General features: G+C 55.5%; 14 protein-coding genes. All 14 read right to left on the reverse strand.

Annotation, left to right across the window (positions count from 1 at the left end; translation table 11 throughout):
• Window positions 1–3 precede the first annotated feature (3 nt).
• The 14 genes from KGZ66_07455 to KGZ66_07520 all read right to left on the reverse strand — a co-directional run bounded on the left by KGZ66_07455 (window position 4) and on the right by KGZ66_07520 (window position 13,524).
• The gene (locus tag KGZ66_07455) at window positions 4–372 is read right to left on the reverse strand and encodes a cytochrome c maturation protein CcmE (protein MBS3985425.1); all 369 of its coding nucleotides are present in this window, start codon (window positions 370–372) and stop codon (window positions 4–6) included.
• A complete protein-coding gene (locus KGZ66_07460; protein ID MBS3985426.1) occupies window positions 362–478 on the reverse strand; it encodes a CcmD family protein in 117 nt (38 codons plus the stop codon). The genes KGZ66_07455 and KGZ66_07460 overlap by 11 nt, the downstream gene beginning before the upstream one ends.
• Window positions 479–480: 2 nt before the next feature.
• Window positions 481–1,146: a cytochrome c biogenesis protein CcsA gene (gene ccsA / locus KGZ66_07465; protein MBS3985427.1), complete on the reverse strand. Its 666-nt coding sequence runs from the start codon at window positions 1,144–1,146 to the stop codon at window positions 481–483.
• Window positions 1,147–1,192: 46 nt separating this feature from the next.
• Window positions 1,193–1,873 (reverse strand): heme exporter protein CcmB, encoded by a 681-nt coding sequence (locus KGZ66_07470; protein MBS3985428.1) that lies wholly within the window; start codon window positions 1,871–1,873, stop codon window positions 1,193–1,195.
• The gene (locus KGZ66_07475; protein MBS3985429.1) at window positions 1,845–2,498 is read right to left on the reverse strand and encodes an ABC transporter ATP-binding protein; all 654 of its coding nucleotides are present in this window, start codon (window positions 2,496–2,498) and stop codon (window positions 1,845–1,847) included. Before KGZ66_07475 ends, KGZ66_07470 begins: the two co-directional genes overlap by 29 nt.
• Window positions 2,499–2,583: 85 nt before the next feature.
• Window positions 2,584–4,539, reverse strand: a complete 1,956-nt coding sequence (locus KGZ66_07480; GenBank protein ID MBS3985430.1) for a diguanylate cyclase — start codon at window positions 4,537–4,539, stop codon at window positions 2,584–2,586.
• 154 nt (window positions 4,540–4,693) lie between these two features.
• Window positions 4,694–6,034, reverse strand: coding sequence for a sodium-dependent transporter (locus KGZ66_07485; GenBank protein MBS3985431.1), 1,341 nt, complete (start codon window positions 6,032–6,034; stop codon window positions 4,694–4,696).
• 245 nt (window positions 6,035–6,279) lie between these two features.
• On the reverse strand, window positions 6,280–7,677 hold the full coding sequence (locus tag KGZ66_07490) for a sodium:alanine symporter family protein (GenBank protein MBS3985432.1): 1,398 nt from the start codon (window positions 7,675–7,677) through the stop codon (window positions 6,280–6,282).
• Between the two features lie 275 nt (window positions 7,678–7,952).
• Entirely contained in the window at window positions 7,953–8,993 is a 1,041-nt protein-coding gene (gene citC / locus KGZ66_07495) for a [citrate (pro-3S)-lyase] ligase (GenBank protein MBS3985433.1), read from the reverse strand.
• A 5-nt stretch (window positions 8,994–8,998) separates the two neighbouring features.
• Window positions 8,999–9,904 carry a triphosphoribosyl-dephospho-CoA synthase gene (locus tag KGZ66_07500; protein ID MBS3985434.1) on the reverse strand — a complete coding sequence of 302 codons (906 nt, stop codon included), beginning with the start codon at window positions 9,902–9,904 and terminating at the stop codon, window positions 8,999–9,001.
• Complete coding sequence (citX, locus tag KGZ66_07505; protein ID MBS3985435.1) at window positions 9,904–10,404, reverse strand: citrate lyase holo-[acyl-carrier protein] synthase; 501 nt, start codon at window positions 10,402–10,404, stop codon at window positions 9,904–9,906. The genes KGZ66_07500 and citX overlap by 1 nt, the downstream gene beginning before the upstream one ends.
• Window positions 10,405–10,436: 32 nt before the next feature.
• Complete coding sequence (locus KGZ66_07510) at window positions 10,437–11,942, reverse strand: tripartite tricarboxylate transporter permease (protein MBS3985436.1); 1,506 nt, start codon at window positions 11,940–11,942, stop codon at window positions 10,437–10,439.
• A 17-nt stretch (window positions 11,943–11,959) separates the two neighbouring features.
• Window positions 11,960–12,466 carry a tripartite tricarboxylate transporter TctB family protein gene (locus KGZ66_07515; protein ID MBS3985437.1) on the reverse strand — a complete coding sequence of 169 codons (507 nt, stop codon included), beginning with the start codon at window positions 12,464–12,466 and terminating at the stop codon, window positions 11,960–11,962.
• Window positions 12,467–12,549: 83 nt separating this feature from the next.
• Window positions 12,550–13,524, reverse strand: a complete 975-nt coding sequence (locus KGZ66_07520) for a tripartite tricarboxylate transporter substrate binding protein (GenBank protein ID MBS3985438.1) — start codon at window positions 13,522–13,524, stop codon at window positions 12,550–12,552.
• Window positions 13,525–13,566 lie beyond the last annotated feature (42 nt).

A 13,566-nucleotide genomic window follows, 5' to 3' on the forward strand; every position in this document is an offset into this window, starting at 1 on the left:
GTACTACCTACCGCCTTCCTGCATAAACCTAGTCGGGCACTTAACAAGAATGTTGCGCGCCACGAAGACTTCGCCGTCGACGCGCCCGGAGACTACAATATATTCGGCCGTGAACAGGTTCGGCGGGACATTGCCGCGGTGTGACACGGTTAGTGTCTTTCCTGCCTTATCGGTTACGGCAAAAGTAAACGATGCCGCATCCGCTGTTTGCAGCGACCCGCTGACAGCTACGCCCTTAACCTGGGCCGGACGCCCTCCTAGCTCGGCTTCGGCAAATGTAATGTAGGAGCTAAAGGCTGTTTGTGCAGTCATAAAAATGCCTGCGCCGAAGACTATAATTAGCGCAAGCAAAACGACCTTGTCATACCTCATCGCGCCGTTCCACCTCTCTTAGCTTTAAATCGATGCGCAGCATATAAAGAAACAATCCAAGCCAAATCGCTAGCGTCGCCGCTAACACAAATACGAGCTCTCCCAACTTTAGGCACCTCTCTCCCTAGTTAAGCGGTCGTGCAAAGCGAGGACACGGACTTGCAGCCTATAGGCCCAGGCGTAGATCGCAGTGAAGCCGGCTATCGAGGCGAGAAACACTACGAGCACTTCACGGCTCATAATACTTACCCTTTCTTCGACACCGCCTAAATTAGGGTGTAGCGACGGGAAAACCCGCGGCACCACAAACACTAAGAAGGGTACTGTAAGAAAAGCCAACACGGCATAAACGGCGGAAAGCCTTGCCCGTAGCTCGGCATCGCTGAGCGCACCGCGCAAGATAAAGTAAGCAGCATAGATCATAAGCAGTATGGCTATAGACGTTTGGCGCGGGTCCCAGTTCCAGTACATGCCCCATGCGGCCCGGCTCCAGATTGCTCCTGTTACCGTAGCAAGAACACAAAACACCATGCCGAGCTCGGCGTTCACTAATGCGCGCATGTCTAAGTTTAGGTCTCGCTTTTGCAGGTAACGAATGGATTGCACTGTCGCCATAAGAAAGGCCAGCACGGCAACCCAGGCTGTCGGCACATGGTATACAATTAGCCGCGCGGTTTCGCCGGTTGCGCCAAACCCGGCGATTGCGGGGATATAGAGAAATGAGGCAACGATAACCGCCGCCATCCACACGCCTAAAGCCACTTGCCATATCAACTGACTCGCCTCCTCTTGCTCAGGTTTGCTCAGGGTTTGCTGCAGGCTAATCCCAAATATGTTCGAACAAAAGAAATGATGCCGCCACGATGATGCCGTTATAGAAGAAGAGGAACCATAGGTCGGGCATCACGCCTCTAGCAGCTCCTCCGCCTAAAGTTAGGCGTGTTCCGTTAATGGCGCTAATAAGTAGAGGGATGACTATCGGGAAAGACAACACGGTCATAAGTGCCCCCTTTACGGCAGCGCGGGCGGCAATCGCCGCGATAATCGTGCCACCGCCAACTAACCCGAGGGCTCCGAGAAATACAATCGCAAGAAATCCAAGCGGGTGCGCGACCGTAACGCCGGCGAAAACAAGAAAGAGCGGGACTATTAGTGCCGTTAAGCTTAGCAGTAGCGCCGCGTTAAACAAGTACTTCCCCAGGAGAACCGGTTCTGGGTCGGCGGCGAGCCTAAGTGCGAGAATAGTGCCGGTCTCTTCTTCTTGCGCAAATGACCTCGACAAACCGGTCATCGAAGAAAAGAAGAGAATGACCCACAACATCGAGGCGGCCACGTCGGGGTCGGCGAGTCTACCGCCCATGGAAAAGCTTACTGCTATTAACGTAGTTACGGCAAAGACCACTTGGGCGCTGTAGGCATAGCGACAGCGGAACTCAACCTGCATGTCCTTGTGCAACACAGCCAGTGCGCGCCTAAGCAAAGACGAGGGTTTGGTCTCCATAGCGGAGCTCCTCCCGTTCATTTGTGGCAATAACGACTATCCCCCGGCTACGCTGCTGCTCTACAATGTCCCACACCAAGGCCACCCCTGCCGCATCTAGGTTACTGGTCGGCTCGTCAAGGAGCAGGATGTGCGGTCGATGCCAGAGGGCACAAGCATACTTCATGCGCTGCTTCATGCCGGCAGAAAATGTGCGGAGCAGCTCGTGCCCGCGCACCTTAAGGCCCACCCGTTCTAGGACTCCTCGCGCCTCGTCGGCGGAGTAGGCAAAGCCGCGCACGGCCGAAAAGAACGCCAGATTCTCTGCCGCCGTCAGGTCGTCGTAGAGCCTTAGGTCAGGCGAAACAAGACCAAGCGCACGCCTTCTTTCGCCGGGAGACAGGGCGCGGCCGTGCAAATACACATCTACTTTTCCGGTGGTGGAGGGGATGAGCCCGCACAACAAGTGCAAGAATGTGGTCTTGCCGGAACCATTGGGGCCATGGACCACAAGTGCCGTTCGGTCAGGAATAGTGAGGCTTATATCCGCAAAGAGCGGGCGTCGGCTATAGGCCTTGCCGAGGTTTCTGACCTCGATGCGGTTGCCGAGCACAGCGAGTTCACATCCCTCCGCTAGAGACTTCACTATATAATTCACCGTGCTAAACAATTTTCCTGCAACTAGTGCCGACGAAGAAGAAGAAAAAGGGACGGAGCTTAGTCCTCCGTCCCTACAGACACCTTCCCTCATCTGCCGCATCCCAATAAGCGAGAAAGACATCCACTATCTCGGGGTCGAACTGCTTGCCGGCACAAGCCCTGAGCTCTGTTCTAATTGCTGCCCCAGACATGGCCGGCTTGTAGGGCCGTCCAGTAGACATGACATCTACGGCATCTAGCACGGCGGTGATGCGAGCGAGCAGCGGGATTTCCTTTCCCTTCAGACCTTGAGGATAGCCGTTGCCATCCCAACGCTCGTGGTGCGACAGAATGTCATTGGCCACATGCGCGAACTCGATGGTGGCGCGCGCTATGCGGCTACCTACTTGGGGATGAGTCTTCATTATCTCCCACTCGGCGGGGCTAAGGGGACCGGCGCGCGTCAGGATCTCCTCGGGTGTGTTTATCTTGCCGATATCATGGAGCGTAATCACCAACATTAGTTTGGCTAGTTCATCATCGGACAGGCGCAGCCGCTCGCCGACCTTGATGCCAACCTCCTGCATCCGTAGCACGTGCGACTGCGTCTCGCAGCTCTTTTCCTCTAGGGCTCTCAGCAACGCGCCTAGGACACTGCTTCTGACACTACTCGCCTCAGCTAGCTTGTTCTTGTACATGGCATCTTCTGCAGTTCGTAAGACCGTGAACAAGTCTTGTTCTGTGTCTATTTTGGTTGCTATGCCTATGGCCACCGACACCGGCACGTCACCTACCCGCGCTGCACGGCAGTTCGCCACGATAGCCTTAGCGACCGCCTCGGTTGCCAATGCGTCTGCCTGGGGCATTAGCACAAGGAACTCGTCGCCGCCCCAGCGCGCCACAACGTCTTCTGGTCTGCAGCTTGTTTGAATGGCCAGCGCGGCCGACCTAAGTAAATCGTCGCCATACAAATGGCCATATGTGTCGTTAACTACTTTTAGTCCGTTCACGTCTGCCATGATGATAGACAGCGGCAGCTGGTCATACACATCAAGACGCTTTATTTCGGCGTCGAGATAGCGCCGATTGTACAGCCCGGTTAGGTGGTCGTGAAAGCTTAGGTGATGTATCTCCTCTTCAGCCCTAATGCGGCGCAGAGAAATGCAGGCGAGGTAGGTAAAAGGGTCAAGAAATTCCTCCGGGGGATGCCGGTCCCTAAGCCCTAGGAGAACCGTAGCGTAAAAGATGCCGTCAAGCGCGAGACATATTACATAAAAGCTCTGAACACCAGAAGCTTCGTGTAGTGCCTGGGAGACTGCTTCCGGAAGCACGCCATTCGTAACCTCCGCCAGCGTTTGTTCACGCAACCTGACGCGAGAGACCAACGCCGCAAGCTCTTCGGCGTCCACCGGAACCTGAAGTCCAACCGCCTCGCTGCCGACTACCTCGGCAAATCGCCTCAGTAGTTCCTCCTCCGCGTGAACAAGTTTCACATCTAGAGCCTTCTTCTCTGGGCTGTACTCGCTGTAGGCGACTACTACTGCCTGCGTAAACTCATTTATCTGCCTAACTATCGTCGCGACGAATGATTCACCGGTGCGGCATTCTGCCTGCTCAAGGCTGTACCTGTGCAAGGCATCTAGAATCGCGTTCTTCTCCCTTAGTGTCGCCTCGGCACGCTTCAGCTCGGTGATATCCGTATGTATACTGGCAAACAGACCGGGCCCAGGGGAGTAGCTTAACACTTGTGAGTACCGCTGTGCTCTCACGGAGAAAAACTCCTTGACATGAGGCTCACCGGTGAGTGCTACGCGTCCTAGGGCCTCTATGGTCTCGTCAGATACGGCAGGGTTAACAACGCGAATTGATTTGCCCCTTAGCTCGGCCATGTTAAGCCCATACAGCCGCTCTAGGCTAGGGTTTCCATCGACAAATATGTAGTCAATAACTTTGCCGTTCACGTCCTGGACGATTTCGTGAACCGAGATCGCCTGTTGCGTTTGCATAAAGAGCGCCTTGTACTGCGCCTCACCATTGGCCGTTGCCATCTCACCCTTGCTCCCTTCAGCCGAGCATCTCGCTGAAAGCTCTTTCCACACTGACCATGGATTTCCCTGCTGTCGCCAGACGAGAGAAGCATAAGACAAGCAAAAGGGACGGAGCTTAGTCCTCCGTCCCTCGCAGACACTCCTTCGTCCTCTGTTACTTCCAGAGGCCGAAGTAGCGCAGCGCGCCGCCTACAAGGATGAACAGCGTGCCGAACACCGCGACATACTTGCCTAGGAAATCCCACCACAGCGGCATAGGGGTTGCCGCACCGTGGTTAACCTCTTTGCGGATTAGGCTGCTGCCATAGACCCAGAAAATGACTATCATCATGATGAGCGTCCCTACGGGCATGACGATGGCCGAGGTGAAGCGCATCCAGCTAGTGAACCACGCTTGGTTGAGCGCCAACGGCAGCCCCATTAACAGGGAGAGCGCGCCGGTGGCCAGGGTGGATTTTTTGCGATCCCATTTGAAGGCATCCATCATCGGCTCAACGGCCGATTCAAAGAGAGAAACGGCCGAGGTAATGGCAGCGAAGGCTACCAACAGAAAGAAGAGTGTGCCAAACAGGGCACCGGCAGGCATCTGTGCAAAGAGACCCGGCAAAGTGACGAACAGGAGCGGAATGCCCGAGTTCGGTGCCACGCCGAAGGCAAACGCGGTCGGGAACACGATGAGAGCGGCTAATATGGCAGCTCCGGTATCGAACACCGCAGTGTACAAGGCGGCCTGCGGTATGTCGGTTTCTTTGGGCAAATAACTGCCGTAGATGACGAGGGTACAGCCGAGTAGACTAAGCGAGAAGAGTGCTTGGGCGAGAGCATTAAACCACGTCAGGGGGTTGCCGAGGTGGCTGAAATCAGGTGTGAAGATAAAACGCAATCCTTCGTCGGCACCAGGCAAAGTCAAGGCACGCACGGCAAGGACAACCAAAATTCCGAACAACGCAGGCAGTAAAATATTGTTGGCGGGTTCCAGTCCTTTTTTGACGCCGAAATACACAATGGCCGTTGTTAAGACAATGGCCAGGATGTGCCACGGCACAGACCCAGACGACCCGGCGAACGAGTTAAAGGCTGCCGCCAAGTTGTGTCCGGCAAAGCCGCGCAAGGCAAAACCGACGTAGTTGAACACCCAACCCACCACGATCATGTAAAAGACCGTGACGGCTCCGGTAGCGAGTACCGGTAGCAACCCCACCCATTGCCCGCCGGCTAGCTTGCGACTTGCGAATGCCTCTTTAACGGCGCTGATCGGACCTTTACCATAGACGCGCCCAAGCGCAAACTCGCCCATGAGTGCCACAACACCGATAAGCGCGACGATCAGCACATAAATAAGCAGAAATGCACTGCCGCCGTAGGTTCCCATACGCCACGGGAACATCCAAATGTTGCCGAGTCCAATTGCCGAGCCGGCGCTAGCTAGGATAAAAGCCAGCTTGCCTGACCAAAGCTCTCGACCCGGCTGCGTAGTAGGTGTCTTGTCACTCATAATTAATCAATCCTCCCAAACTGCTTCCTTTGCTTCCGTTCGTGTCGTGCCTGCTAACGATACAGAGCTTAGAGACGTCGCCGTTTTTCTGCGGTCGCTCACCTCCTCCTAGGACGATGTCCAAAAATTATGTATATGGTCGATATCTTAGCGCAAAAACACAGTGCAAGTCAACAGAATTCTTAAATAAAATAAGAGCCCGGATAAATCCGAGCTCTCGGCGAGGGACTACGAAACTCCGCAGCTTATTTTTGCTTGTAGTAGGTGGGGTTTTCGTCGTAAGGCACGTAGCGCTCGCCTGCAAAGTAGGACTTCGTGATGGCCGCAAAGGGACCGGTGAGCGCTATCACGGCGATGATGTTGGGAACAGCCATGAAAGCATTGAGGATGTCGGCGATAGCCCACACCGGCACCACGCCAAAGGAGCCTACGTAAAGTGACGGCAGGAAGAGTGCACGGTAGACCATGTTAGACTTTGGCCCAACCAGGTACTCCAGGCATTTCTCACCGTAGACCGACCAGCCTAGCATGGTGGTGTAAGCAAAGATGAGTATCCCGGTGGCTGCGACGGCATTCCCAATCACAGGCCCAATAAAGGACGACGAGAACGCGTACATAAACGTAGCCATTGCTGTCTGCCCCTGCGTCCATGCACCGCTGGTGAGAACTGCGAGTGCGACGGCTGTGCAGACTACGTGGGTGTCAAGCAGAACTTCGATAGCTCCCCAGAAACCTTGCCTGACCGGATGGTTGGTCTCTGCGGTGGCATGGGCAATGGGAGCGGAGCCGAGACCCGCTTCGTTGGAAAAGATACCGCGCATCAGGCCGTACCGTATGGCTGAGGCGATGGCCGCACCCGCGAAACCGCCCACGGCACCCTGAGTCGTAAATGCTCCGACAAAGATGCGGCTGAAAGCTTCCGGGATTAAGGTGATATTTTGAATGGCGACTAATGCGCAGCCTATGACCATCGCAATCGCCATAAAGGGAACTGCCCGTTCCGCAACCTTACCTACGCGCTTAATGCCGCCAATAATGACAAGGCCGACTAGTATCATCAAAGCGATGCCCGACACAGGGCGCGGCACGTTAAAGGCACGCTCCATGGCACCGGCCACATTGTTAGCCTGCACCAAGTTACCTATGCCAAAGGCCGCTATCGAACCGGCAATACAAAAGATTACCGCAAGCCACTTCCAGCCGAGGCCCTTTTCTATGTATTTCATAGGACCGCCGATTATCAGGCCGTTTTTGCTGACTTCACGGTAGTGAACTGCCAGTACAATTTCGGCAAACTTGGTGGTTATGCCAAAGAAGCCGACCATCCACATCCAGAAGACAGCACCGGGCCCCCCAAAAAGAATGGCGGTTGTGGTGCCCACTAGGTTACCCACGCCCATGGTGGCTGCCGCCGCGGTGGAGAAGGCCTGGAAGGGTGTAATGTCTCCTTTACCTAGCTTTTCTTGTTTCTTAAATATCTTGCCGACCGTACTGCTGTAGTAGGCCCCAAACCTGCTGACCTGAAACCAGCCTGTCCTCACCGACAGGTATAGCCCACACAAGCCTAGCAGAGCCCAAGTCGGCGGACCCCAAACTATGCGCCCGATCTGTTGCAGCATTGCAGTGATTTCTGCGTAGGTCATAAATGACTGCCTCCTTGTTTTTAAGTTTAAGAACACTTAAAGGCAAGAGCTGCATGCATCTATGTTTGCGCTCACTTTCCCTATAGCCCACTCTCCCCTCGTCTAAGGTGTGCAGGCGTCGTTCATGCTGACACTACAATACTAATGCATATCAGATATTTGTCAATAGTTTGCATGTCTGCATGTTCAATCTTTTTGAGGGCACGTGCAGCAAATCGGCATTAATCTCCAAATTCATCTATTTTTCGCCACAGTTCGACAGGCCATCGACTCTATTAGTGGCGGCCGCTGCTCGCTTTCAGTCTCTCAACAATGCCCGTTGCCTGGTCTGACACAAGAAACGCCAGCGTCGTCTCCGGCACTAGCTGGGGCAGGGCGGCAAAGTCGCCCTCCCGCAAGGCTTGACGGACGAGCGAGGCGGAAATGGCTCTCCCACCCTGCTCTAGGCGCGATATTTCGAGGAGTTCCATGTTGTGGCTCACTAAGGTCTCGCGCAGCACCTGATTGTAAATGGCGGTGACCGGCGAGTAAGGTTCCGTGCCGACAAAGCGCGTCCTTACCCGAAGTGCCGGCGCTATATGCGCGGCATACAAGGTGGCGTCTATACTTGCCCCGGCCCGCGCATGCGCAGTTTCTTCCTCGCTAAAGTAACTGGGGAAAGTAGCGATTGAAACGGCGTAGGGCCCGGTGGGGAGAACCGTCACATTCTCAAATTGACGCGTGCCTTGCCTGACTAGTTCGAGCCTCACAGCAAAAGGGAACACCGACTTGTCTTCTTCTACAACCAACAGAAAGACGCGGTCGCATCTTTCTGCGGCTGCTTTTACTAAGTGCGCGTGCCCTAGTGTAAAGGGATTGCAGTTCATTACCAGCCCGCCTACGAGGCCGCCCTGCATGGCGGCTTGACTGCCAGCAACAGCCCTAAGCTGCGCCAAGTAATCCGCAAAAGATGGGTAGCCGCTCTCTAGCAGTGCTGCCCATTTTGTCTTGACCAACGTGCGAAACCCGAGGCTGGCAAAAAGATGCGCCTGCACAGGCGTGGTGTAGATAAAGACACGTGTGTGCCCGGCCCTGTGGGCGATTAGCATCAGGTGGTGTATAAGCTTGCCTGACAAGCCCTCTCCCTGTAGCGAGGGGCTTACGGCTAAACACTGGAGCACATTGCCCTTTAACGAGCCTGTCGCCACGATATCTCCTGCTACCCGTATCTCCGTAGTTACATCACTACCTGCGTCGTAGCGCAAGCCAAACTGCGCAAGGAAACGCTCGACCGCGCGCTTATCATGGCTCTCTATGACTTCGTAAGGAGTCCACACGCTGCTCACCCCCGAAATAAACTTGGGCGAAGTAGAACTTGTGGCGAGGGGAGGCCTTTCTCTAAGAAGTAAAGCGCGAGCGACAAGGCCAAGAGGTCGCCGCTGCCACCCGGGCTAAGCCTAGCGGCCGAAAACTCATTATGCGCTTGTCGGATGATGCTCCGCCCAGAGTCACTAAAGACACTGCCGGCAGAGAGTATGTCCTGCGCCGTGTTCTGCACTTTGGCTAGGCCCGCTTCGCCCGCCCTGTGTAGAACCGTGGTGTCGGACAAGTGCGCCATTATGCAAAGTAACGCGTGTACAGCCGCGTCGTTAAGACTTACTTCTCGGCACAAGGCAAAGAGAAGCGCGGGATAGCCCACGCGCTCCACGCTGGGGAAGCCAGCCTCCGCTTCTCCCCTTACGCCCGTATATCCTTTGTGCAGAAAGAGTCTCTCCCCTGCTGTGCGCGCGTCGCTCTTTTCGAGCTTGGCTAGTTCGCGCTCGGTCAGCCCAGAACAGGCAGACTTAACGGCAGAGAAAAACTCGGGTGAGGGAACTTTGATGCCCTGGGCCAAGCATACGCCGGTTACCCCTGCGGCGAGGCCTAACACAAAAAGCTGACCACGCTGCGTGTTTACGCCAGCAGTAGCCCGCAGCAACGCCGCCTCTCCCCGCACGCCGACTGCCCGCAGCTTGGCAAACACATAATCTAGGCTTTTCTCTTCCTCCTGAAAGCCGGTGGCTACGCATTCGGTAAAGTACGGGGCAAGGACGCTGCTGCCAAGCACAAAAGTGAACAGGTTCATGTCGGTGTGCGCGCCATTGTCGAAGGGGTTAACCAGACCCGGCGAAGGGCTGACACACACCTCAAAGAGCGAAGCGGCAGTAAAACAGGCGCCTTTTTGGTAAATATCGTCTATCGGTAGCATTAAGTCGCTACTCCTCGCGCTATTGCCTGCGCCACGGCGACCGCTTCCTCCGGTAGGTGCCTGCCGCTCTGCCGACACACATGCGCTTCCGCTTGCCGGCACACCCAACACGTGCGCCCGTCTGCACCCATTTGGCGGCGGTCGATAGCACCTGCCGGCGTAATTACGTCGATATCCCACAGCCGCCCGCGCGGCGACATCTCCTCGAGGGCCATGCACAGGCGCTTTATGCTCCGGGCGTCACCTGTCACGGCAAATAAGCTGCAGGGGCCTAGGGCATCGACGCCGTCGTACGCAGCGGTTACACTTGCCCCCAGTTCATTAAGCGCTGCAGACAGCGCGGCGCTCGCCTCAGCCATCAGCTCCTGCCATGGGTATAAGGCGTACCCTCCCGGCAAGTTAAGCGATACCTGCACTAGAACCGTTTCCTCTATATTAAGCAACCGCTGCTGGCGGGTAAACCTTTCTTCCCTAGCCGCGAGGACGCCTGCTACCCCCATGCTTTTCACCGTCCTAAGCTTACTTGTTCTTTCTATGCCGCTCTGGCCTTAGCCATTTTCTTGATGATCCCGCCTAGCACGGGCGCAAGAAGAATGGCTATGCAGGCCAAGAGGAGAGCTGCGGTTATTGGCTTTGACAGCACTGCCGCTAGGTCCCCGCCTTCAAGCAAAATCGCTCGCCTTAGATTAGCTTCGGTCAGGCTACCTAGCACCAACCCAAGCACCAGCGCCGCAGCCGAGAACTTGAACGAGGCCAAGGCAACGCCGATGATACCGGCCACAATCATCAGCACCACGTCGCCGGTGCTGTTCTTGAGGGCGAAGCTGCCCATGGCGGCAAACAGCACAATAAGTGGCCCGAGGATGCTATAGGGAACATTCAGTACCTTGTTAAAGACCTTGGCAATCGCCATCGAACAAAACACCATCAAAACGTTTGTCAGCATCATGGAAGCAAACACGGCGGAAAGGAACTGAGGCTGCGTGCGGTGCAGAATAGGCCCGACTTGTACCCCTTGCAACACCAGCGCCGACATCATCACGGCGGCAGCAGTACCGCCCGGGATGCCGAGTGCCAGTAGCGGCACCATAGAACCTCCGGCGGCAGCATTGTTGGCAGTCTCCGATGCGGCAATTCCTTCTATGGCGCCATGGCCAAACTGCTTTCTGTTCGGCGAGATTTTAGCCTCGGTGGAGTAACTAAGGAATGCGGCGATAGTTGCGCCTGCCCCAGGCAAAATGCCTACCAGTGTCCCCATAATAGACGAGCGAATGACGGTCCAGCGAATAGACCACGCTTCGCGTAGAGTTAGTAAATCCGTCTTAAAGTTGCTGCCCGCCTTAGAGGAAGTTGGGTCTAGTTTAAGCGGCTTACTGGTTTGCTTGAGAACCTCGGTAATGGCGAAGAGGCCGATCAGCACCGGAATCATCTCAACCCCGCCAAGGAGAGCCGGATTCCCCCACGTAAAGCGCGGCACGCCGAGCAAGGGGTCCATGCCGATGGTAGCGAGAAACAGCCCGATTAAGCCCGAAATTAGTGTCTTAATGACGTTATCGCTGTCTAGCGCCGTAAGCACGCTGAGCCCAAGTACAGAAACGGCAAACAGCTCCGAAGGGCCAAATCGCAGCCCAATGCTAGCTAGCTGCGGCGCGAGCAAAAGCATGGCGAGGGCTGAGACCGCGCCACCAATCGCGGAGCAGACCAGCGAAATGCCTAGCGCTTTGCCAGCCTTCCCTTGTTGCGCCATTGGGTACCCGTCAAACGTAGTCGGCGCATTGGAGGGTGTGCCGGGAATCTTAAACAAAATAGCCGTGATGCCGCCGCCTGTTATAGAAGCGCAATAAACCGCCACAAGAAAGGCAATAGCAACTACCGGCGACATCGCATAGGTAAAAGGAACCGCTAAGGCCACCGACATGGAGGCGCTAACGCCGGGCATGGCCCCGAAGATAATGCCGAGGATAGTCCCCGCAAAGATTAGGAGAAATGTCGCGGGCGAAAAGACAATCTGAAAGCCTGTCATCAACAAATCAAACATTTTACCTGCCCCTCACCCTATAAGCTTTCGAGGAAAATAGCAAAATCGCGTAGGATTCCTACTCCACGCGGTAGCATTACGCCTAACGCGCGGGAGAAGACGAAGTACACCGCGAATGTGGCAATAAAGGAGCTGAGGACAAGCAACTTGGCACTCTTTTGGCCGACAATCTTGGCGTAAACCATAAAAAACACGAGGGTACTTAGGATAAACCCAGCGGCCTGCAGAGACATGGCATAGACGAACAGCGACAGCATGGCCAAAGACAGCTTGCTTTGCACAAGGGCGGCTAAGCTCAGGCGGCGCAGTTCTGCCAGCTCATTGGCCTGTGTGCCTGCCCCTTTGCGGTAGACCTGATACATGTTGACGCAGAGCAAAAAGATGAGCATCAGCAAGATGGCTTGCGGCCACACCTGTGCTCCCCATCCGGGGCCCGGCGCGGCGGGCACACTAGCCCCAATGAAGAAATACGCATACGTAAAGAGGGCGACGAGTCCGGCGTTAAACAGAAGTTCTAGCAACACACGTGTTAGCTCCTTTCATATGTTCCCGCTATTTCCGCTACAGGGCGGGGCAGTAGATGCTGCCCCGCCCTCGGAATTGCGGGCTATTTGAAGCGGTCAAACAGCTCCTTTAGGGTTGTGTTCTGTTCCTCCCAGATTTTCTTTAAGTCTGCCGTGTTAGCAAAGGCGGGGCGTTGGTCAAGCGCATTGGCTTTCATCCACGCTTGGAACTCGGCCGTGGCGTGTGCCTTTACTGCTGCGGCCTCGAATGCTTTTATGGCCGCTTCCGGCGTACCCTTTTTGGCAAAAATGGCGCGCATCGGCCCAAGGTAGGAGTCAATATTGCGCTCACCCGTGGCGGTGACATCGGGCAATATGGCGATACGGCGCTCGGCCGCTACCACGATTGCCTGCATATCGCCGGCTGCGAGCAGTCCCTTTACCTCGGCCGGGCCCACTACAGCAAGGTGCACATGCCCGCCGAGCACGGCTGCGTTAAGCTCTGCGCCTGTGCTAAACGGCACTAGCGGCACTTCTACGCCTGCTTCGAGGAAGGTCTGTCGAATCATAAAGGCGTCTAGTCCAGTTACAGTTAGCACTCCCGCTTTAACTACGCCCGGATTTGCTCTGATGTGGGCCAGCAATTCGTCAAAGTTCCTAAACGGGGCCCTAGCCGAAGCTACGAGAATGTTTGTATCATGCACAAGTCGTACTACCGGGATAAAGGCATCCATGGGGTTAACGCTGGTGAGTCCTTGGAAGTGCGCTAGAAGGTGCGACTGCGTGCCGAGCATAAAAGTGTAGCCGTCAGCCGGCTGCCGGTTGGCATGCTCAAACCCCATTACGCCGCCGCCGCCGGAGACATTGTTGACGACTACCGGCACCCCTAAGGCTCGCTCAAGATGAGGAGCAAAAGCCCGCACGGTGGTGTCGGCTCCGCCGCCTGCGCCCCAAGGTACAATAATCTCAACGCTGCGGGTGAACTTAAATTCTTCTTGCGCTTGTCTGCGAGCGCATCCGGTAAAGGCCAGAGCGAGAACGAGCAACAAAGCCACAACTAAAGACAACCGTTTGTTCACTGTTTTACCTCCTTGATTGTGTGATATGTGGTACCTATGGAT

The organism is Selenomonadales bacterium, from assembly GCA_018335585.1.
GTDB lineage: Bacteria > Bacillota > UBA994 > UBA994 > UBA994 > UBA994.